Raw genomic sequence first — 21,379 nt, forward strand, 5'->3', positions numbered from 1 at the left:
GTTGAACTCAGTTAAATTAAATTGTTGTAGCAAGCAACACAGTTTCCGGCAAAGGATGGATTAAAAAAGCATATTCTTCCACCACTTTGTTGCTTATCAAGTGTTCTTGAATGATCCGCTCAATCACTTCCGGGGTTGCCTGACGATACCAAATACCATCCGGATAAACTACCAGAATCGGTCCAGAGCAACAAACTCGCAAGCAGTTGGCTTTTGTTCTAAAGATGCAACTGGGAGTTTGGTTTGAAGGCTTATCAAGGTTTAGCTCCAAAAGCCGCTTTTTCAAGTATTCCCAAGATTCCAAACTAGCTTCTTTTGAGCAGCATTTAGCACCTGTCTGGTCAGTACAGATAAAGACGTGTCGCTCAATTTTAGCTAGTCCTAAGCTCTGTACACGAGTAAGCAGGGCATCGTTGTTTTGGGGAACATCGATTTTTGCTGCTTTAAGACTGGACTGCATCATTATATTGTTAGTCATTGTTAATAACTGGGAGGAAAGCTAACAAAAACAGCGTCCCTGCCCAGATAGAGTAAGCAGTAAGTTCTAGTGCGGCTGGTGCGGTTACTTCAAAGCCCAGATACAAACCATACGGGCCTACTGTATTCCTATAGCACAGATGCTAACGAATCTGGGTTATATCCTTGCACCAAGAATAGTTCAAAGCGTAGGCCTTCTCAAATGCCTTAAGGAAAGCAGGAATCTGATTCTCCGAAACGATTTTTTCTATCATCCCAGCGGTCATTTTGATGTGATATGGTTCCGCAGGATCTGTGCCACCAACATGAGTTTTGAAATAAGATAAACTGTCATTTTTTAAATGACAAACAGCTGAAATACTTTCCCACAACGCATTGATCATCTGTCCAGCATGAGTCTCAAAAGCTACCATGTAAGCACAACGAACTACTGAATTTAAACTAGACAGACCTTCATAAAGATTATGAAGGTACTCTTGAGTTACCTTAGAGTAGCTAGGCTTGAGATCCTTACCAAATATTACACGGATGTCTTTCTTCAAAAGATTTGAATGAAAGTATTGTTTTGTGTCAAGAATTATTGGTAAACCTGTCATCCCATGTTCAAGAAGGATACTATGACCACCAGTTTCATCCCAGCAGAGAAAATTGCCTACTACAGTTGTTGTCTCAATATGCTCGCTAACATCAACATCTCTATCAATAGAATGGAAGATTAATTCTTTCTGAGAACCCGCCTGTAGATAAGGAAATGCTTGTGACATTGCTAGGTAGTTTTTGAGTACTATCTCCAAATTTTCTAACGTTACTTCCCTAGAGAAAGGATGCACTTCAAACTTCTGTGACAAAATATCTGAGATTTGCTTGTGAATTTGTTCGCTGGTCTGTAAATGTTCTGTGAGCAACATAGAAATTTCCTTTTACTAGACTAATAAGTCTGCAACAAATCAGGTCAAACTTGCGACGCTCTCGTCGGAAGTTCTACCGTACAAATGCACTAAATATCCTGAAAAAGATTTTGCTGTAATGGTTTGAGCGCTTATGAAAACTGTATACCTATCCCTCTTTCATCACTTTCTTCGTAGAAAAATCTAGAATCCTTGCTCTATAAGCTTTTCGCCAAAAAGCTATAATTTTGAGATTTGGAACGAAAATAAACGCTTAAACCCGCTTCCCATATGAGGTTTAAAAATAGCACTCGATTTTTTGTTCCCGAGAGTGATGGAAGAGCGCTATGTAGATTTTTGGTTTCTGCTTGCTTACACCAACCTTATTCAATCTACAGCCTTCTGCGCCAACGCAGACACGGCTGAGGCTTATATATGCCTACAGTTCTTGTGGAGCAATTGCTGTATCCTTTTCAGGGCAAGAGTTTGAGTGTATTTAGTACATCTGTACGGAATAACTTCCATCTAATACACTAGCAATGTTTTGATAAAACTCAGGTTGAGCAAAACCCAGATTTCTGTCCTGGGATAATACCAAAGAGCATGAGAGTGAACAATCTACAACGCAAGTATAAAACCAGCTAGATGCATTTAACTCTACAGCCAAAATTGAAGAAGCTTCTCAGACCATACATTTGAGCGCAGAATTACTAAAAATGCCAAAGATAATGCAATGGCTAATAAATAGTGTTCAAATTTTACGAGAAATCTGGAGTCTGACCTTCTAATGCTTGGAGATGTTTTACAAACTCTTCACCATCACTATTGTGTTCTTTAGCAAGTTGTTCTGCAAAAAAAGCATCTCCAGAAATAATAGCTTCGACCAAAAGTTTATGTTTTTCTACAATTTGCTCTAAATTTGGAAGAAGAGCGTTACAAGATGCAATATACAGTCGTATTTGTTGCTCAACTATTTTGTACTGCTCCTGTAGTCGTTGATGACCTGATAGGTGAATAATCGTTTTGTGCAATGAATAATCTGCATCTGCAAGTTCCCCCCGTTCGCCATTCTGTGCAGCCAGTACTAAGCGCTCAAGAGCAGCATTAAGGACATTAGCTTTATCTGCTGTCATTGCAAGAGCTGCTAACTGTGCAGCCAAACCTTCAAGTACATTCCGAAGTGTGTACAGTTCCCAAGCATCCTGCGAATTCAATTCTGGTACAATGCAGCCCCTATACGGAAACTGCACCACTAAACCTTCATAGATAAGCTGTTGCAAAGCAGACCGTATAGTTGCTCGGCTGAGGTTGAGTTGTTCAGCTAACTGAACTTCGAGTAGGCGATATCCGGGAGGAAAAGCCCCACTGAGTATTTGCTCTCTGATGACATCAGTAGCTTGGTTCTCCAGACTTCGGGGTACTACTACTAGATTCGAGCGCTTGTCTTTCATATAAGTTTCACTTCAACACCCAATCTGCAGATTGAATTCATTGTGGAGTGGATTGAACTGCATATGACAAAACCAGCGGAATAAACTGGTCAGTTGCTTTACTCAGATGCGTTTTGGTTGTACAAAGCAGGTGAACACCTCACATAAGTAAGCATATAGACAATCTGAGAAATTGTCAACAATCTACAATCTAGAATGAATTGAACTCAACTAGTTTTTAACAAATGTCGAGTATCACGCTATTTGGGGTCTTGGCAGAGAGCAAAAATTTTCACTATCGAAACATACATTAACGACGCAGGCAACTAAATTTCGGGGTAAAACAATAAACTTCGTTTATATAATAATTAACCCTTAAAAGCTACTAAGTGAACCGACTGGAAAAAACCGAGCCAGCCTTTATTAATTAGTTTTCTTCCAAAGTCTATCGTGGAGGTCTTCCCAGCCAGCAGGACTGAGACAAGGCTGGCTCGGTTTTTTGTGTCTGTGTCTATGTGCTTATTACGGAATTTTGACATAATTAAAAACTATTAATGAGCGGCAGGGTTTGTTGAGTTTGGAGATCTGAAACCCTTTGAGTGCAAACATTACAGCAAGGGCACGTAACTTTCTGTTCGGTTGCTACTCGCACACATTGTAGATTGTTGACAATGTACAATATAGTCTATATGCTTATTGGGAGATGGGGGGATGGGAAAAAATCGAGAGAAACATAACCCTCGTCGCCCAAAAGCTCCCTCGACTCAAGAGCTGCTACGCAATGGCTGTTGTGGGAAATAAAACGGCCTTGCAAAACCCGGATTTATTTTATTTGCCTAGCGGATTGTCCAAAGTTGTCATTATCATAATCGGCACTGAAGACGATCCGGTTATATAAGGAGATGTGAAATGCAACCAAGGCTACATCGACTCGAAAAACTGATCGGCACTCCTCTTTTCGAAAGCATTCTCTGGGGGCACGAGTATGATCTCAGCGGATTGGACAATGATTTACGTAGCAGAATTGAAACGCAGCAGTTTAGAAGAATTGTTTTTTACGGCATGGGGTGCTCATCGGTCGTCTCAGATATAGTCAAAGGCTTTTTCAAAAACCAAGGCATTCCCGTGCATGTCGATGTTATCAATGATTATGATGTCTCTTGGTTTATGGACGAACAAGCATTGCGGGATGAGAAGACTTTAACCATAATTGTCTGTTACAGTGGTTGGTCGAGAGAGCCGATCATGTTTTATCACAAAATGAAGGAGCTAACTAAAAATAGAAATCTCATCGTTTTGTCTGGAGGTGGAAAGATTGCTGACATCGCTAGGGAGGACGCAACTTCCTTAATCTTATATAAACTTAGGCACGCTGATCGAGAATATCCGCTATATCATGTTCAGCAATTTTTCTCCATTTTTCTTGACCTGTTTTTTAAGCTCAAGATAACCAAGTCTTCATATCAAGCGGAGTTAAACGAGGTTGTCGCCTACTTGAAGGAGGAATTCGACAGAAACACCCTCAAGCAAGCAGAAGAAATTGCGACGAGACTGAGAGACAGTGAGATAGTGTTTCTAGCTACACCCAGGTGGTACGTTCCCTTGCTTAAGCAAACGACCATGTTTTTCAACGAAATTGCCATGGTTCCTGCGCATCGAAATCTGTTGCATGAATTCACCCACACCGAAGTCGCGGCCTTTTCTACCCCAAAAAACAAGCTATCCGTTGTCACATTTCGCGATTCTGATGATGATATGTACTCGAGAGATAAAGTTGATATTCTGGCGAGGATGCTAGGAGATAAGGCTGTAGCGCAAAATCAAAGTATCGAGTTCGTGAACATTGAGCTAAATCAAAAAAACTTCTTCCATCGCTTTTTCTTTGCACACTTCTTCACTGTCTACATCGCCTATTTTCTCGGCAAATACAACGACGCTGAAGGAAGGGACTTAATCTCGATTACAGCAGGGAATCCGTGGTGGAGCCAAAAGTCGATTGAAGCCTTTCCAAGTTGCACGGATATCCCAGGTGTATTGGAGCCTCAAGAAGCACAGGAAGAGGCGCTAGTGTAGAGACCTTGACCTGACTGACGGATGGCTTGAATCGGGCGGGACTGGAGACCGGGGCGCCGAAGCCATGCGGAGTGTAGCGTCCCGGCCGGAGCCACTGGAGAGATCGCCATGTGCCCCTGTTGAGCCTCGGCGTTGGCGGCCAGCATGATGACGGCTCACCAGGTACGAGATCGAGCTCGAATCGTGCGATGCGGCGCGGGGCATCCCCCGATCTTATCGTTGCACGATTTCCAGACTGTCGGTTCCGACGCTCGCTGCTCGAACTTCCTCAGCCAGCACGGCGAGTTATCGCGCTGTCGCACCCGGATTTTGGCCGCTGGCCACGGGCACAGAATTTTGGCGCGGTTTATGACCTCGTGCGTCTCTAGCTCGATCGGCTGGGGCAATCGGATGCGCGCGGCCGACGCCGCTCGACAATGCCGTTGAGGATGTGCTGGCGCCGCGACGCGAATCCATCGCTGCCTGCCCTCGCCTTTGCGGATGTTGTCGATATCCCAGGCGGCAGGCACGGCAGTACGATCAACATGCGTAAACTCATGATTGCTTTTGCAATCGCCACACTCAATGTCCGTACCCCACTCCACCCCCGCTCCCTCTGACCGATCGCTGCGCGGTTCGCTGCTGCTTCTTGCGAGCGTCGCAGGCGCTGCGATAGCCAACATTTACTACAATCAGCCGCTTCTCGACAGCTTCAGCCAGTCGTTTCCACAAAGCGCGCCGTGGATCGGCGCAGTGCCGACCGTGACCCAGCTCGGCTTCGCTGTCGGCATGTTGCTGCTCGCCCCGCTCGGCGACCGCATTGACCGTCGTCGTCTGATCCTGCTGCAAATCGCGGGCATCTGTGTCGCTTTGCTCGTGGCGGCCACCGCGCCTACGCTGCCTGTACTGATCGGCGCGAGCCTCGCGATCGGAATGCTCGCCACGATGGCGCAACAAGCAGGACCGTTCGCCGCCGAACTCGCGCCACCCGTACAGCGCGGCCATGCGGTCGGCAGCGTGTATAGCGGCCTGCTGCTCGGCATCCTGCTCGCGCGTACGGGGGCTGGCTTTGTTGCCGAGTATTTCGGCTGGCGAGCTGTATTCGCCGCCTCGATCGTCACGATGCTCGTCCTGGCTGTCGTGGTAGCCACGCGCCTGCCACCCAGCAAGCCGACCTCGACGCTGCCCTACGGCAAGCTGCTGGGCTCGCCGTGGTACCTAGCCGTCGATCTGCGCGGATTACGCGAAGCAGCGCTTACCGGTGCCGCACTGTACGCGGCCTTCAGCCTCTTCTGGTCCGTGCTGTCGCTGCTGCTGGCCGGCGCACCGTTTCATCTCGGACCACAAGCCGCAGGGCTGTTCGGCATTGTCGGTGCGGCAGGTGCTTACGTTGCGCCGTGGGCCGGTATCCTCGCAGATCGGCGTGGGCCACGCGCGGTCATCTCACTGGCTATTGCCCTCATCGCTGTGGCGTTCGTCGTGTTCGGCCTCTCAGGCGCGAGTATTAGTGGCCTCGTGATCGGGGTAATTGTTCTGGATATCGGCTTACAGATGGCGCAGGTTTCGAACCAGTCACGCATATTTGCCCTCAAACCGGAAGCGCCTAGCCGCGTGAACACAGTATACATGATGTGTTACTTCATCGGCGGCGCAGCGGGATCGGCGACGGGCGCGGTTGCGTGGCATGCGTTTGGCTGGACTGGCGCGTGCATCGCAGGACTGCTTTTCTCGGCACTTGCGGGGTGGAATCACATGCGCGGCCGCTAGAACCCGTTGCGGCGTCCTGAGGTGTCGGTGGGCCGGTAATTTCACGTGATTGGCGCAAAGGAGTTGCGGACGGAGCGGGAATGTGAGTCAGCCTATAATACTGTCCTCTGGCTGCCTGTAGCTGCACATCTAATGACGCAATCGAATTAAAATAGGATCGCAAACATCCGCGCCGTCATCGAGGCTCAGAATCTGCTCACGATTTGTGAGAATGAGGATGATAAATGCCGCTACAGTCAGTGTGGCTAAACAGCATCAAGTGGCTTTTTGGAGAAGAATGCACATGTTGTGGTCTAATCAGGTTGCAGTAGTGACCGGGGGCTCACGAGGCATCGGGCGAGCAACGGCGATACTGCTGGCACGGCGAGGTGCAGCCTTATGCGTAAACTATGTTGATTGCGCTGATGCGGCCGAGGCGGTTGCGAGCGAGATCAACTTGGGCGGCGGGCGGGCCATTGCGGTGCGCGCCGATGTTTCCGACGACGTTGCCGTAACGTCGATGATTGATCGCGTTACGTCCGAACTCGGTCCCGTGACGATCCTGGTCAACAATGCTGGAGTGGCTTTCGCGGCAACGCTCAACACTTACGACCGCGAGCAATTTGCGCGGATGCGCGGAGTGAATGCGGATGGCACCATTCATGCGACGCGGGCTGTGATGGGAAGCATGCGCGAACGGCGTTACGGCCGGATCATCAATATTAGCTCGATCGGGGCGATCGGCAACACGGTTCCCGGCACTACATTCTATGGCGCAACTAAGGCGGAGGTCTCGATCCTGACGCGACGCTTCGCGATGGAGCTCGGCCGATACGGCATTACTGTGAACGCCATTGCGCCGGGAACCGTCTACACGGACATCTGGGCTCAGCGCAATCTCAGCAAAGAGGAATGGGGCACGGTACAGAAGCAAATCGTTGAGCGAACCATGATGGGGCGCATAGGTGAACCAGAAGATATTGCCAACGCCGTGGCCTTCCTAGCTGCGCCGGAATCGGGTTGGATCACCGGACAGGAGTTGGTGGTGGATGGCGGGCGCATGGACTATATCGGCCATGGCTGATTGCTCGTAGGTTAGTGACTTGCACTCATCTGCGGCTGGGCTCGCAATCATCGCGTTGTAGAACACGTCTATCTTGATCGTGCGCTCGTCGCGGCTGCGGCAGCAGGGGGAGACTATCCCGAAGCACTGCTGGGCCACCCGGCACCAGTCGGCATTGAGCCGAGATCCTTGTAAGTGCGATTCGTTCTGGAGAAACCCATAATCTGAGGGGATTCCAGGCTTTGATAGAGTAACCAATCCAGGTTGAGTTCGCACTTTAATCCTCTATCAATGACAACTTGATATCCATGTAGGTGAAGTGAGTACCAAATGAAAACTAAGCCTACCGCCCTGGTGCGGGGTTGAAAGCACATAAACTACCAATAATGGTAGCCCCTACGGAAGAGACTGACTATCAAATTCGTAAAGCGGGGATGAAAGCTCCTACTGGGAAAATCGAAATACCCAATACGGTAAAACCTATTGGGCTAAAGGGTCGAAACATCTTTATAGTTGCAAAAAACCAAAATTGGAAATGCCAGTGTGTGGAAAACACCTGTTTAACGGAAAAGAACTGCATACCCACCACATAATTTAGGTAAAAGATGGAGGCACAGACGAGGTAGATAACCTTGTACATCTCCATAAAGCCCTTTAAATCCCGTGAACGGATACATTTGATTAGACTTTTCAATTAATAATGAAGTCTTAATTACAGAATTTCAGCTAGAGTCTGAGGTCTAACCGTGCGAGCAATTTCCCAAACTCACCTAGAAACTAAAAATCCTAAACACTTCCATACTTCTAACCCGCCAGTCTTGACACCTAGACGTGTATCTGGCGGTTTTGCTCTGCTTGACAGCCTCCAGCGCCACGGCGTTGAGTATATTTTCGGGTATCCTGGTGGAGCGATTCTGCCAATTTACGACGACCTGTACAAGATGGAAGCAACTGGTGCTATTAAGCACATTTTGGTCAGACACGAACAAGGTGCAGCTCATGCCGCAGATGGTTATGCGCGTGCTACTGGGAAGGTAGGAGTTTGCTTTGGGACTTCTGGACCAGGAGCAATTAACTTGGTTACCGGTATCGCTACAGCCTACATGGATTCGATACCGATGATTGTGGTTACGGGACAGGTAGCACGTCCGTTGATCGGTACAGATGCCTTTCAAGAAACGGATATTTACGGAATTACGCTACCGATTGTGAAGCACTCCTATGTAGTGCGTGATCCCAGAGATATGGCGCGGATTGTGGCTGAAGCCTTCCACATTGCTAGCACTGGGCGACCAGGACCAGTTTTGATTGATGTCCCCAAGGATGTAGCTTTAGAAGAATTTGACTATGTGGGTGTAAAACCAGGTTCGGTAAAGTTACGCGGGTATCGTCCCACGGTAAAAGGAAATCCACGGCAAATCAATGCAGCGATTCAGTTGATTGCTGAAAGTCGCCGTCCGTTGTTATATCTGGGTGGGGGTGTGATCACCGCAAATGCTCATGAAGAAATCAAACAACTGGCTGAGTTATTCAATATTCCAGTCACGACAACCTTGATGGGTATCGGTGCTTTTGATGAACATCATCCCTTGGCTTTAGGAATGTTGGGAATGCACGGTACAGCTTACGCAAACTTTGCCGTCAGTGATTGTGATTTGCTGATTTGCGCTGGCGCAAGATTTGATGATCGCGTTACAGGCAAGTTGGATGAATTCGCCTCCCGCGCCAAAGTCATTCACATCGACATCGATCCAGCAGAAGTTGGCAAAAACCGCGTTCCTGAAGTGCCTATCGTCGGCGATGTACGGAACGTGTTAGTAGAGTTGTTGCGTCAATGCAAAGAAGCAGGCGTCAAGGCTACACCTAATCAAAACCAAGAGTGGCTGAATCTAGTTAACCGTTGGCGCGAAGAGTATCCTCTAATAGTGCCGCACTATCCCGACAGCATTTCACCCCAAGAAGTGATCCTAGAAGTTAATCGCCAAGCACCCCACGCTTTCTACACCACAGATGTAGGGCAACATCAAATGTGGGCGGCACAGTTATTGAAAAATGGCCCAAGACGCTGGATTTCCAGTGCGGGTTTGGGAACGATGGGTTTCGGCGTACCTGCGGCAATGGGCGCTAAAGTAGCGTTTCCTGATGAAGAAATCATCTGTATCAGCGGTGATGCTAGTTTTCAGATGTGTTTACAGGAACTGGGTACCTTAGCACAGTATAATATAAATGTCAAGATTGTGATTCTCAACAATGGCTGGCAGGGAATGGTACGCCAGCAGCAACAAGCTTTCTACGGCGAACGTTACTCATGCTCAAACATGGAAGTAGGGATGCCAGATGTAGAGTTATTGGCAAAAGCCTATGGAATTAAAGGCATGATAATCCGCGCTCACAGCCAGTTAAAAGATGCGATCGCCGAAATGCTGGCATCTAACTGCCCAGTGATAGTTGATGTCCGAGTCACCAGAGACGAAAACTGCTATCCAATGGTAGCGCCTGGTAAGAGCAATGTTCAGATGATCGGCTTGCCTAAACAAGCACCGAAAGCTCCAGCAGAAGCAATTTATTGTAGTCACTGTGGCACTAAAAACCTTTCCAACCATAACTTCTGCACTGAGTGTGGTGCGAAGATGTAAATCTTTTTGATTTTCGCCTGTCGGGTGACATTGAGGTGTCAACACCCCGCACTCACCGCGCGAACGGCTCGTACTCGTTCTCCGATTCTATATGGACACATTGTGCGCCGCCTCACCTGACAGGAAGGGTCAGGTTAATTTACACGACTTTTAGGCTTAACTGAACCGTATTTACATATAAAGGCTTGTTTTCAACCAATATCAGTAGATCTCAAAGTTTTTTTGGTGGAGGCGATCGCTAAGAGGATGTTGAGAAAGTATAAATGGTTACACTAGTTGTCTGAGCATGAGCCTTACCATAGCTGTATAGATGAAAGCTTCTGAACTGGCAGGTAGAGTTTCATAATCAATAGTCAACCGTCGATAGCGCACCAACCAAGCTAGAGTTCTCTCCACTATCCAACGCGCCCGGCAACACTTTAAAACCCTTACCTGGTTTACGCTTGACCACTTTCCAATCCAATTGATAATCTTGTTGAACCGAGGTGATGAAATTAGAGCCGTCGTAGCCCCCATCCGAGAAAATCTTACTTAGGCGAGGAAACTTGTCCTTGATTTCTACCAGAGTCAGCTTGGCTCCAGCTTTTTCGGTCAAATTAGCAGCAGTAACCACAACTTGCAATAATAATCCCAGTGTATCAACCAGGATATGACGCTTGCGACCTTTAACTAGCTTAGCTCCATCGTAGCCCACCTCTTGTGCCACTTCAGTTGTCTTAACTGACTGGCTATCAACAATGGCTGCACTGGGAGTGGATTGCCGCCCGTTTCGTTGGCGGAGCTTTGAGCGCAGCACTTCGTTAAACTGTTGCCAGACTCCTTCAGTTCGCCATCGACGAAAGTAGTAGTAAACCGTTGCCCAAGGCGGTAGGTCGTCAGGCATCAGCCGCCAAGCACAACCACTAGCCAGGATATAAAAGATAGCGTTGATGATTTCACGCATGTTGACTGTACGCGGACGACCACCGACTTTGCAGGCAGGAATCAGCGATTCGAGGATCTTCCATTGCCGATCGCTTAGGTCAGTTGGATAAGATTTTCGAGGCATAATTCCTCAACTGTAGATACCAGGAGATATATTCTATACTTTTCAAACATCCTCTAAGGAAGCCAGAATCAAAACCCTTACCGAGACTCAACAGACCAGAAAACACCAAGCACTGGAGAAGGTCAACAAAGCTATCGAACGGCTTGAGAAATTGGGAGTCAAAATCAACTTTCAAACAATCGCTAAAGAGGCTAACGTCAGCGTTGCTTACCTCTACAAATATTCTGAACTTAAAGAGCGCATTATGCAGTTGAGGGGTCAGCAAACCCACATGTCAGTCACTCCTCGAGATCAACCGCCCGCCACCCCTAAAGCCAATTCTCAAGTAGTCAGCCGACTCAAACAGCGCATCCTTACTTTAGAGACAGAGAATAACGAACTCAAGCGAAAAAATGAAGCCTTAGCCGGACAGATCTATCGAGTTCATTCCCTACTAGAACAGGTAGAGCGTCAAAAAGACATTATTGCTACTTTAGAAGACCGTCTCAAACAAGCAACAGAACAAATCACCCCAGCTAAGGTTATTTCGTTGACTGGAAAATCACAAACGAAAATAAGTGAAACTATTAAAGCTCAATTAGAAGCAACAGGAATTCAATTAAATCCTACTTTAATCAAAGCGATTAAGTCATCTCAAGAGGAGACGGTTTTAAATGCTATCGAAGCTTACAAAGAAGCTATCATCACGGGCAATGTGGGACGGCCATTAGGTTGGCTTAAACGAGCCATAGAAGAGGAATGGAAACCTAATGGCGCAGTCCAAGCTAAATCAGAACTCGATACCTTCAATGAATGGTTTCCTTTAGCCAAGAACAGAGGTTTAGTCAAAGCCAGTCAAAATACCAAGCAGGGCATTATGGTATACACCGATCATGGAGAGTGCATTGCTTTTGCAGATATGTTGGCTAAGTATCCTGTGGAGAAACTCAAATTATCGTTGTAGAAAACGTATACAACATAAAAACGTTTATAAAATCATCGTTGTAGACGTTATGTACTACATAATTCAAATTGAATAGTTTTTCCCATTTTGCGACTGGCGTAGTCGCCCCGAACATTTATACCACTACTTTTGACTCGCCGAATTGGTTCAGAAGCACGGATTTGGGAAATTAATTGCCTAGCCGCTTGTGGTAAATTTACGCAGCGACACCAATCATTAAACTCTTGGTCGCTCAACATATTGGCCCCCAAGCTTTTAAAGAAGCAACCAGCTTCTACCACAAATCTAGGCTTTCGCCAGTTAAACAGTCTCTTATTGATATAAATATTTATACTTACTAGTTCATCTGACTGCGGCCACTTTATCCGTTAAAAACGGCCACTTTATCCTTTAAGTGACAGATACCTATGCCTCCCAACCTCTTATAGGTTTCATCAGTTAGTCTTATCATTTACACACTGATAACCATTCTCATAATGAGAATTGCTGTTGCCAATCGAGGTTTGTAGCGCGTGCATAGCAGCGTATCGACCACCAAAGCGCATCAATTCTTTGTGGGTGCCACACTCCACGATTCTTCCCCCTTCAATGTAAAGAATGAGGTCCACTTGCTCGACTGCTCTGAGATTATGAGAGATTAAAAAAGTGGTACGACTTTGGGTAAGACGCTCAAGTGCCTCACTCACTAAGCGCTCATTTTCATTGTCTAAGCCAGTTGTTGGCTCGTCAAGAATAACAATCGGGGCCTGGCGCACGGCAGCACGGGCAATCGCAATCCGCTGACGTTGTCCACCAGAGAGGGTAGCACCTCGCTCACCCAGGATGGTGTCGTAGCCCTGTGGTAGCTCCATGATGAAGTCATGGGCATTGGCAAGACGAGCAGCAGCCTGAATCTCCTCATCTAAGGCACACAATAAGCCGTAAGCAATGTTATCGCGGACACTCACTGCAAACAGGACACTATCTTGCAGCACAATACTGATTTGCCGCCGTAGCGACTCCAGCTTGTACTCACGTATGTCATGCCCATCAATGAGAATGCGTCCTTCCAGAGGGTCATAAAGGCGCAAGAGTAAACTGACCAAGCTTGACTTACCGCCCCCAGATGGACCGACCAGTGCAACGTGCTGGCCAGGTTGCACCTCAAAGCTGATGTCTCTCAGTACACCCTTACCTAGCTCGTAGGCAAAACTGACATGCTCAAACCGCACCGCGCCATGGAAAACGGGAGCATCGATGGCACCTTTTAGATCCCGAATGTTAGGCACAATGTCTAGTAAATCTATAATCCGCTCTCCCGAAGCCGCTGCTTTAGCAATTAGCCCTATTTGCTTGGTGATTAGGCGCATCGGGTCAAAGGCAGACTTAAGGTAGCTCATAAACACCAGCAGTTCCCCTGGGGTGAGTGCCTTCTGCGGCACAAGTTGTGAACCTCGCCATAGAACAAGCGCTGTGGAGATTGCTATCAACACTTCCACTGTCCGCTCCAGCATCGCTCTCAGTTTCTCAGCCTGAGTTCCTTGATCTAGGCTCTTCTTGTTGTGCTTGAAAAAACTTTTTTCAAGCATTTCTTGGAGTGAAAGTGCTTGTACAACCTTGATGGCGCCAATCGCTTCGGCAGCTATATTGGCTATGGCTCCCTCCCACTGGCGATGTTGGCGGGTAGCGCTTCGAATGCGATGGATCAGACGCGTAGTCGAAAACAAAAATAAAGGAAAAGTAACGATCGCAATCAGAGCCAGTTCCCAGTTGAGCCAGAACATCACACCCAACATACCAACTAGGGTGAAGAAATTGGTTAGGAGTGGAAGAGCGGCTTTGAGGGCCACCATCCGCAGACGCTCGACATCATAGGTAACACAGCTGATTAGGTCGCCACTTTTGAACTGATTATGAAAGGAAAGGGAGAGACGTTGCAGGTGACTGTAAAGATTGCCGCGAACCTCTGCCATCACGCGGGTAGTAACCAGTGCCATGCCAAATGTACTCAGGTAAGCGGCAAAAGCTCGCAGCCCTGCGATCGCCACTATTGCTAAAGCCAAGAGTGTGAGTAGAACCATTGGACTAATCCCGTAGCCAACGGCAACACTCGAGGGGTTTGTGTTGGATTGAGTCACAATGATGCGGTCAAAGACAAACTTCAGCGGCCAAGGCTCCAGTAACTTTAAGGCAGTCTCAACCAAGAGCGCCAAGAATGAACCTGCGAGCAGTAATCTCTGCTTACAAAGCAGCGGCCGGAACCTACGCACAACCTGCAATATACTTGGTATAGCTGCCTTGAGAGTTTGTTCGGGGGGACGACGGCCCATTTAATATCTCTCCCTAATGCTGAAACTGGAATCAGATACGATATGCCATGTCTATCCTTAAATTATCCTCTACATCATTATCAATGAAGACAACGTACTTGCTACTGAACCTAATTCATTACCTGTATCAGAAGTTCCCCGTAGACAAAAAGGGCTAATGCTTATGTAGAGGGACTTTCAACGTTTTGATCGAGCCGCTTTACTGGGCACAATTGTCAAAGGGGCGTGCGAAGCGTATTTGAGGAGTTTACCCCCCATTTTTTAGCTTACCATTGATGTGCCTTGAGTTCCAGCGTTTACATGGGTACGGAATTTGAGATATTAAACCCTAGATTGATTGTACAGCAAGGCTTACGAGCTTTTTTAGTACAAATGCACCGGGGAACTTCAGCTATATTCCAGGTGCCCATACTGATAGCCGACACCTTCCATCCTGTTTCCCCGAATTCTCGATAAAGCATGTAGTCTCCTCGTTATCTGCTAAGCAGTTCATGATGTCTGCTAAACAATCGTCATGAACTGCTTACATCGCCCTCAGATATGGGAAGATGCAGTTACAGAAGACTCAGGCAACTTCAAGGCTTGAGCCTGTCCATCCTGAGGTTGGTTCTGGGCGTAGCTGTTGCTGATATAACGGTTCAGTTGTCTTTCCATAGATATGAGGATTTCCCTGAGTTCAGGATCGTGCTGCCCGCGGGAAAGGTGCTGGAGCAGGGGTTTGATGAATGCCTGATGCCGCCGATGTCCCAGCCGCTCGTACCGTTTTTTGAAGTACTTGTCCTCGGTCAGGTTCCACTTTTGACGCAAGTGCTGTAGGCTAGTCAGATCCCAGGCGTCGCTCCAGCGTAACATGAAGAAGGAAAGATCCGACCACTCGAATGGCGGTCCTGGAACATAGGTGACAACAGCCTCGCGCTCACAGTAAATACTGCCTCCCACCTCAGACACTGTCATACAACAATCTATGTGTTCCCGAGTGCTTAGCAGCCCTTCATCGAGCAGACCGATGCGTTCAAATATTTCCGTGCGGACTAACATGCAGTGGAACTCTACGAACTCACACTGTATTCGCTGGAGTTGGTCGCGCACATCGTCCACTCGCCTATCGGCAAGATAGGTTTTCTGATGAATACGCCGTTTGATTGTCTCACCTGCCTGCTCCAGTACAATATGTGTTTCTCCACCGGCATTGTGAATGATTTCATGCTCCGGCTTGCCAATGCAGGTGAGAGGTCCAACAATTGCAGCTCCTGTCTCTTCAGCACATTGCACTAATCGATTCAGCCAACCTGGTGTGACGACTACGTCATTATCAATGAAGATAACGTACTTGCTACTGACCTGACTAAGTCCTAGGTTTCTGGCCCGATTGGGGGAGAGGTAGTAATCAGCCCGAATCAGGTGAAATCCTTTTTCCTGGGCTTGCGCTTCCAGGTAGCTCTGGATATGAGAAGGTGAACCGCCGTCTACATAGACTAGTGAGAATGGATAATCTGTGTGGTTATAGATGCTCTCTAGCGACTCTCGGGTATAGCTGAAACGCTCCCGTGGCACGACAACGATAGTTACTTGCGGATTTACCATAGCTGTTTCCTCCATGTCCTGTTGTGATTTCATCTGATGTACCAACTCACCCACACCACCATGTCTAGTGAATACTCAAATGTTGTATGTTGTAACGTCAACTTAGTCTTTCATAATTGCTTCTTCTAAAACACACACTCAGTTGAAGTTCAGCTTTCTTCAAACAAATATCCTTAACCAGGTTACGAACAATTACCGTACACTGAACAAGATGCTCCATACCCAAATTATTTTGAAAGAAAAGCAGGATCTTTTTCATGCAACTTTTACCTCCGCTTTTTCAACTTTTTCTTGCTTGAGAGCGCCCCACGGGCGCGATCGCAACCCGAAAAAAGCTAGGGCTCTCGGTCTTGAACTTGTTCCCAAACCTCAAGATACACAAAATTCTCAATCTCCCCAAACCCTTGCTACATAACTTGCCTCTTTACCTCAAAAAATTTAGTCAAAATGAATTTCTTAGAGATTTATCGCTTCCATGCAAGGAGTACCGAAAGTGGTTTTGTTTCCTTAAACTGCCCCGACAACTCTAACGAGAGAAGTGCTTCCTTCAAATCCGCCTCGAATTGCGTCACCTGATCGCCAAGAAGTGTTCGCGAACAAAAGGATGTCGAGTACAAATAGCCGATGATGTTCTCAATAGTCCAAATGTGCTCGAACTCTAATTGATGCTGTGCCACCCGAGCAAAGGGTGACCTAACAAGCAGATCTTTTTTGGTGATTTTGGAGCGAGTGTAGCTGCTGTCGGGGTTCTTGAGAGCGAAGGGCGATCTAGCAAGCAGATCTTTTTTGGAGATATCAGGAGTGGTATATTGCTCGCCCAGCCGCCATTTCTTCACAACTTCGATGGTCTTTTGCTTCCAAGGTTCAGAATTTTTCCAGAAGCTTCCGCCGGTACTAATGATTGCTAGCCCACCATCATCTAAGAGCAGCTCATAACAGCGTTGGAGAACCACTTTCTCATCCATCCAGCGGAAGGCTCTGCCAATCGTAACGAGTTTAAAGAAACCTAAAGATTGAGAAATGAGTTCTGCCCGTTGCTCAACCCATGTGATATTGCTAGCACCAACCATTGCTGCTTCCCTTTGAGCCTCAATTAGCATTTCAGGCTGAGGATCAATTCCAACTACTTCATCAAAACGATCGCACAACGGAATTGCGATCTGACCAGTCCCACACCCGAGATCTAGGAGCCGTCCCTGTCCGTTCAGATTGAATGCCTCCGATAGCAGTGCAAATAATGTGCTTGGGTAACGTGGTCTGTAACGAGCGTAATACCAGGCAGCACCCTTAAATAACGTAGGGTCATAAGCGCGAAGTGCGTCCATAGTTCAAAAACTTCTTCTAGAATTATCACTTGCTAGACAGATGAATAAACAGCACAAACCTGTCTTTGAAGTAACTCTTTCAGCAAATTAGCGGTCTTATATGCACCACTAAGGTCAATAAAATCAAAGCTGACCGCAGCAGTCTTTTGGTTGAGACAGGTAATAATTTTTCTGGCAAAGTGATTAGGTTCTAGCTCATGAGGACGAATGACTTCAACTATTCCAAGTTGCTCTAGTTTCTCAGCTCTTGTAGGCTGCTCCCGGTCTTTATTGGAGGGGAAAACCATGGCTCGGACCCTAGTCCTGAGAATATTCATTATAGTGTTGTAGCCAGCTAGACTAATTGAAAGGTCTGCTTTTTCCATATAGGCAAGTAAGTTTGGGGTGTATCGCCGTAGAGTGATGTTGGTTCTGCCCACTGCCTTTTTTTGCAGTTGTAAAAACTTCTCCTCTGGCATAAAAGGTCCAGTAAATATTTGAAGGCGATGAGGCAAAACTCTTTCAAGAATCGGAGCTGCTTCCACCATACATTCCAGCAGTTCATGTCCTAATCTTCCACCACCAACACTAACCAAAATCATCGGTTCTCTTGAATTGAGACTGGCGATATCCTCATCAGTAGCTATAAGATTATCTGGCGGGGATTGCACAACATACCCTGTGTAATGCACTTCACAAGTGAGGTCTTTGACTCTAGAAAAGCTTTCCTCTAATCTCTGCAGCTTTGGATCTGAGTGGACCAGTAGCATATCAAAGTATTGGTTCATCAATTTACAAATTGTTTCTTCCTGTTGTGCTCGATCTGGTTTTGACTTCGCCAGGACAATATCTCGAAGACTGCAGACCACCTTTGTTGAACGTCCTGTGGATTGCACTTGCTTTAACAGTGGCATCAACTCAAATAAGAGTAGGCTCCTACCAAACGGGAAAAACTCCGTAATTAAACAATCCGGCTCAAACTGCTTGAACGTTGTAAGAAGCTGATTTTTTCGGATTTCTTGAACTTCCTCAAGACTATGGGAACTGTCCACTACCTTGAGTTCCTGAACTCCTTGTGCCCCAGACTCCGATCGGAGCGCCGGGAGGTTGAGCGCTTTAACGGCTGGTGGAATTTCAAACCCCTGCACAATCTGGCCACCATTAATGAAACAAACTTGAAAATCCTTAACCAGGCTACGGAGAATTTCTGTACTCCGAACAAGGTGCCCCATCCCCAAAAGATATTGGCAGTAAAACATGATCTTTTTCATGTGCTCATTACCTCCACTTAAGACAGGTACTTAAAAAAAGGGGGTCATTTGGAAACGAACCAGGGCGTTGCATAATGGAGGGATGAATTGAGGTCATGTACTATGCAATGTCCATACTGTGGGTCTACGAAAATCCAGAAGAATGGAAAGCGAAGAGGTAAACTGTGGGACATTTGCACCAACTGCAATCGTCAATTTATCGACGTGTACGATCCGCTAAGCAGACTTAGAAATGTTGGAATTATCTGCGGCTGTTGGAGAAATAGATTAAAAGTATGTGGATGAATCAGGGTTTTGTGCTTGGAGTGAACCCAGCTACAGCTATTACTTCCTTTGTGAGCAAAAACGTCTAGAACAAAGCCAGCGTCGGGGACGAAGGTTAAGTATTATTGGTTTCTTCAACCCCTAATTAGTTTTGTGTACAGTAAGCGTGATTGGCGGCGTTTCACGCAAATCTTATATTCAAATGATGGAACAAGAAGCACTCGAAGCCGAAAAGTCTGGACGTATTAGAGTCATCGTGCAGGACAACGGTCCAATACATCGGTGTAAAGAAGCAATTCTGTTATGGGCAAAGTGGGAAGACATGGGTTTGTTCATCTTCTTTTTACCTAAATATTGTTCGGAAATGAACCCGATTGAATTGGAGTGGCAACACCTTAAAAAAGATGAATTAGCCTCGAAAATCTTTGAGGACGAGTTAGACCTTGCCGGGAGCTGTGATTGATGGAGTTCAAGCTAGAGCATCCAAGGGAAACTACAAGTACGCAACGTGTAAGATTTAACTCTAATTCTTCTGCTTAATTGTTTGTTACATACTTATAAATTTTTCCCATGACTTACTTATTGACTCACTTGCTGTGTGACTCAACTCACTTATGGATTTAAACAAGTAAAAAATTAACTTGTTTGGGCTGATTTTCGTCCGACAGACTATGCCAGTATTAGACACTGGTGGGAACTGATTTTTAGCGCCTACCTTTTAATCAGTATCCAAGCGACATACTTCCAATTCGATTCTCAATCTCTGTAAAGAATATCAATTCCAAACCATCTTTACAAATGAAAATCTTGATTTTGATATTGAACTTATACCAATTCTCTATGTAGGTGCAAAAGGCGATAATTATATCATCTTAGATGATTGTTTTTTAGTACTGCGGTAGAATAAGTTTTTTAACTTATCTTTTTATTGATTATTTTAATGGTTCAACTAGATATGGACATACTTTATGGAATCTAATAAACAAGCTTTTTAGACTAATTATAGTGCTTAAGTTGTTGTTTGTGATTAATTTCTACTATTTTAGAGTATCAAAAATTCTCTAATAGTTCATATAAAAATATAAAATATCAAATTACAAGAAAATTCTAGAATCTGTTCTGCTTTATACAGTAAGAATCATTGTTGTTGTATAAATGTTACTCAAATTCAAGTTTTTTCAGATATTGCAATTTGTCAATACTGTGTTGTTTTCTTTACTTCGTTTTTTTTGTGAAATCAATCTATGATTGTATAAAAAAACAAAATTAGTAAATTATTACACATCATTTAGTGACAGCATTTTACACTACTATGCTATTTGAAATAGCGTTTGTTTATTGACGCTCACAAAGGATTTCATCTCAGTTGAGCCAATATGGGTTCTGAACATTTGGTGTTTTACTGAGACTAAAGGCTGAACTAGTAGAAGAAAGCATGAAAGAGAATAAGCACAGGGAACTTGTAAATGTATCGTAGTAATCTTTCTTTTTTTGCTTGTGATCTCAAGTATTTATGGGAGGGCTATCTAGCATTGCAGCCTACCTAAGTACCTATGGTATGTCCTTGGCTGTTGTTCAGGTGTTGTCAGAGGTACGTGTCGATCTTTTCAGTCACTTGCAGCATCTTTCCCTGTCTTTTTACCAGCAGTTCAAGAGTGGCGACTTGATCGCTCGCGTGACAGCTGATATTGAAAGAATGCGGATTGTCACTATCAAAACTGTTCTGCCTTTGCTAACGAACACTGTCACCTTGCTGGGTATGATGGCGATCATGTTTTGGCTCAATTGGGAACTGGCGTTGGTGGCGATCGCTATTTTTCCTCTGTGTTTTCTGTTAACAAGCCGCTTGGTTAGCCGCATTCGTAAGTTTGCACGCAAACATCGGACTTCTGAAGGTGTCTTAGCTTCAACAACGGGTAATACGATTGGTGCCATCAAGGTGGTACAGGCGCTTTCTCTCCATAATCTGCTGAAAAGCATTTTTGTGCAGCAAAACAACAAGAGCTTGGATGAAGCTGTCCAATCTCTGAAACTCTCGGCGGCGCTGGAACGGACAGTGCAAGTATTGATTACGACATGAACAAGCTCAACTATGAACTGGTTGCAATTTACCAGCAACTGGTGAATTCCGAATTACAAGAGCAAAAGTTGCAAGACCAACTCGTACGGTCAGGTTCACCAGTATCCTACCTAACCTAGATGTCGGTTAACCCGCTTCTTAGAATCACGCCCGAACCAAATAATATTGGCAAATTTTAGCTGTTTAAGGCTCTTCATATGTCCTCATTGAATTCACCTGAAATCACACAAAGTACTCTAAAGACAACAAGCGATTTAGACACAAAAACAGTTGTAAAGAAACATT

General features: G+C 46.0%; 16 protein-coding genes and 2 pseudogenes. 9 read left to right on the plus strand and 9 right to left on the minus strand.

The window, feature by feature from the left end; genetic code table 11:
* Positions 1 to 16: 16 nt before the first annotated feature.
* From FIS9605_RS0130915 to FIS9605_RS0130925, 3 genes are all read right to left on the minus strand, one after another.
* A complete protein-coding gene (locus tag FIS9605_RS0130915; RefSeq protein WP_026736006.1) occupies positions 17 to 478 on the minus strand; it encodes a (2Fe-2S) ferredoxin domain-containing protein in 462 nt (153 codons plus the stop codon).
* A 142-nt stretch (positions 479 to 620) separates the two neighbouring features.
* Positions 621 to 1,385: a hypothetical protein gene (locus FIS9605_RS38840; protein WP_051470203.1), complete on the minus strand. Its 765-nt coding sequence runs from the start codon at positions 1,383 to 1,385 to the stop codon at positions 621 to 623.
* Positions 1,386 to 2,122: 737 nt separating this feature from the next.
* Entirely contained in the window at positions 2,123 to 2,815 is a 693-nt protein-coding gene (locus tag FIS9605_RS0130925; RefSeq protein ID WP_026736007.1) for a GntR family transcriptional regulator, read from the minus strand.
* An 888-nt stretch (positions 2,816 to 3,703) separates the two neighbouring features.
* Here FIS9605_RS0130925 and FIS9605_RS0130935 point away from each other — a divergent pair.
* From FIS9605_RS0130935 to ilvB, 4 genes are all read left to right on the plus strand, one after another.
* Positions 3,704 to 4,867, plus strand: coding sequence for an SIS domain-containing protein (locus tag FIS9605_RS0130935; protein ID WP_026736009.1), 1,164 nt, complete (start codon positions 3,704 to 3,706; stop codon positions 4,865 to 4,867).
* A 564-nt stretch (positions 4,868 to 5,431) separates the two neighbouring features.
* On the plus strand, positions 5,432 to 6,613 hold the full coding sequence (locus tag FIS9605_RS0130940; protein ID WP_026736010.1) for an MFS transporter: 1,182 nt from the start codon (positions 5,432 to 5,434) through the stop codon (positions 6,611 to 6,613).
* Between the two features lie 283 nt (positions 6,614 to 6,896).
* A complete protein-coding gene (locus tag FIS9605_RS0130945) occupies positions 6,897 to 7,676 on the plus strand; it encodes an SDR family NAD(P)-dependent oxidoreductase (RefSeq protein ID WP_026736011.1) in 780 nt (259 codons plus the stop codon).
* A 725-nt stretch (positions 7,677 to 8,401) separates the two neighbouring features.
* Positions 8,402 to 10,291 carry a biosynthetic-type acetolactate synthase large subunit gene (gene ilvB, locus FIS9605_RS0130955; RefSeq protein WP_026736013.1) on the plus strand — a complete coding sequence of 630 codons (1,890 nt, stop codon included), beginning with the start codon at positions 8,402 to 8,404 and terminating at the stop codon, positions 10,289 to 10,291.
* Positions 10,292 to 10,630: 339 nt separating this feature from the next.
* On the opposite strand, the pseudogene FIS9605_RS41995 reads toward ilvB, so the two are convergent.
* Positions 10,631 to 11,339: pseudogene (locus FIS9605_RS41995) on the minus strand (hypothetical protein); the annotation flags it as partial.
* 67 nt (positions 11,340 to 11,406) lie between these two features.
* On the opposite strand from FIS9605_RS41995, the gene FIS9605_RS38850 reads away from it, so the two are divergent.
* Positions 11,407 to 12,282 (plus strand): DUF6262 family protein, encoded by an 876-nt coding sequence (locus tag FIS9605_RS38850; RefSeq protein ID WP_231510547.1) that lies wholly within the window; start codon positions 11,407 to 11,409, stop codon positions 12,280 to 12,282.
* 47 nt (positions 12,283 to 12,329) lie between these two features.
* Here FIS9605_RS38850 and FIS9605_RS0130970 read toward each other — a convergent pair whose 3' ends face one another.
* The 5 genes from FIS9605_RS0130970 to FIS9605_RS0130995 form a co-directional block, all read right to left on the minus strand.
* Complete coding sequence (locus FIS9605_RS0130970; RefSeq protein ID WP_155960602.1) at positions 12,330 to 12,521, minus strand: hypothetical protein; 192 nt, start codon at positions 12,519 to 12,521, stop codon at positions 12,330 to 12,332.
* A 195-nt stretch (positions 12,522 to 12,716) separates the two neighbouring features.
* On the minus strand, positions 12,717 to 14,591 hold the full coding sequence (locus FIS9605_RS0130975) for an ABC transporter ATP-binding protein (protein WP_026736015.1): 1,875 nt from the start codon (positions 14,589 to 14,591) through the stop codon (positions 12,717 to 12,719).
* A gap of 534 nt (positions 14,592 to 15,125) precedes the next feature.
* Positions 15,126 to 16,175 carry a glycosyltransferase family 2 protein gene (locus FIS9605_RS0130980; RefSeq protein WP_051470233.1) on the minus strand — a complete coding sequence of 350 codons (1,050 nt, stop codon included), beginning with the start codon at positions 16,173 to 16,175 and terminating at the stop codon, positions 15,126 to 15,128.
* 464 nt (positions 16,176 to 16,639) lie between these two features.
* The gene (locus tag FIS9605_RS0130990) at positions 16,640 to 17,500 is read right to left on the minus strand and encodes a class I SAM-dependent methyltransferase (RefSeq protein WP_026736018.1); all 861 of its coding nucleotides are present in this window, start codon (positions 17,498 to 17,500) and stop codon (positions 16,640 to 16,642) included.
* A gap of 32 nt (positions 17,501 to 17,532) precedes the next feature.
* Positions 17,533 to 18,750 carry a glycosyltransferase family protein gene (locus FIS9605_RS0130995; protein WP_026736019.1) on the minus strand — a complete coding sequence of 406 codons (1,218 nt, stop codon included), beginning with the start codon at positions 18,748 to 18,750 and terminating at the stop codon, positions 17,533 to 17,535.
* Positions 18,751 to 18,852: 102 nt separating this feature from the next.
* Here FIS9605_RS0130995 and FIS9605_RS43350 point away from each other — a divergent pair.
* From FIS9605_RS43350 to FIS9605_RS46790, 4 genes and pseudogenes are all read left to right on the plus strand, one after another.
* Positions 18,853 to 18,966 (plus strand): annotated as a pseudogene (locus FIS9605_RS43350) (IS1/IS1595 family N-terminal zinc-binding domain-containing protein); the annotation flags it as partial.
* Between the two features lie 199 nt (positions 18,967 to 19,165).
* Positions 19,166 to 19,477, plus strand: coding sequence for a transposase (locus FIS9605_RS42005; RefSeq protein ID WP_155960603.1), 312 nt, complete (start codon positions 19,166 to 19,168; stop codon positions 19,475 to 19,477).
* A 1,050-nt stretch (positions 19,478 to 20,527) separates the two neighbouring features.
* Positions 20,528 to 21,094 (plus strand): ABC transporter transmembrane domain-containing protein, encoded by a 567-nt coding sequence (locus FIS9605_RS0131005; RefSeq protein WP_026736020.1) that lies wholly within the window; start codon positions 20,528 to 20,530, stop codon positions 21,092 to 21,094.
* Complete coding sequence (locus FIS9605_RS46790) at positions 21,091 to 21,213, plus strand: hypothetical protein (protein WP_442854743.1); 123 nt, start codon at positions 21,091 to 21,093, stop codon at positions 21,211 to 21,213. The genes FIS9605_RS0131005 and FIS9605_RS46790 overlap by 4 nt, the downstream gene beginning before the upstream one ends.
* The last annotated feature ends 166 nt before the right edge of the window (positions 21,214 to 21,379 follow it).

It is taken from the genome of Fischerella sp. PCC 9605, from assembly GCF_000517105.1.
GTDB lineage: Bacteria > Cyanobacteriota > Cyanobacteriia > Cyanobacteriales > Nostocaceae > PCC9605.

Excerpts from the sequence above, each read along its gene's own strand:
- FIS9605_RS0130975 (WP_026736015.1), bottom strand. The coding sequence starts at position 14,591 with ATGGGCCGTCGTCCCCCCGAACAAACTCTCAAGGCAGCTATACCAAGT.
- FIS9605_RS0130915 (WP_026736006.1), bottom strand. The coding sequence starts at position 478 with ATGACTAACAATATAATGATGCAGTCCAGTCTTAAAGCAGCAAAAATC.
- FIS9605_RS0130940 (WP_026736010.1), top strand. The coding sequence starts at position 5,432 with ATGTCCGTACCCCACTCCACCCCCGCTCCCTCTGACCGATCGCTGCGC.
- FIS9605_RS0130935 (WP_026736009.1), top strand. The coding sequence starts at position 3,704 with ATGCAACCAAGGCTACATCGACTCGAAAAACTGATCGGCACTCCTCTT.
- FIS9605_RS46790 (WP_442854743.1), top strand. The coding sequence starts at position 21,091 with ATGAACAAGCTCAACTATGAACTGGTTGCAATTTACCAGCAACTGGTG.
- FIS9605_RS0130970 (WP_155960602.1), bottom strand. The coding sequence starts at position 12,521 with ATGTTGAGCGACCAAGAGTTTAATGATTGGTGTCGCTGCGTAAATTTA.
- FIS9605_RS0130990 (WP_026736018.1), bottom strand. The coding sequence starts at position 17,500 with ATGGACGCACTTCGCGCTTATGACCCTACGTTATTTAAGGGTGCTGCC.
- FIS9605_RS0130925 (WP_026736007.1), bottom strand. The coding sequence starts at position 2,815 with ATGAAAGACAAGCGCTCGAATCTAGTAGTAGTACCCCGAAGTCTGGAG.
- FIS9605_RS0130945 (WP_026736011.1), top strand. The coding sequence starts at position 6,897 with ATGTTGTGGTCTAATCAGGTTGCAGTAGTGACCGGGGGCTCACGAGGC.
- FIS9605_RS38840 (WP_051470203.1), bottom strand. The coding sequence starts at position 1,385 with ATGTTGCTCACAGAACATTTACAGACCAGCGAACAAATTCACAAGCAA.
- FIS9605_RS0130980 (WP_051470233.1), bottom strand. The coding sequence starts at position 16,175 with ATGGTAAATCCGCAAGTAACTATCGTTGTCGTGCCACGGGAGCGTTTC.
- FIS9605_RS0131005 (WP_026736020.1), top strand. The coding sequence starts at position 20,528 with ATGGGAGGGCTATCTAGCATTGCAGCCTACCTAAGTACCTATGGTATG.
- FIS9605_RS0130995 (WP_026736019.1), bottom strand. The coding sequence starts at position 18,750 with ATGAAAAAGATCATGTTTTACTGCCAATATCTTTTGGGGATGGGGCAC.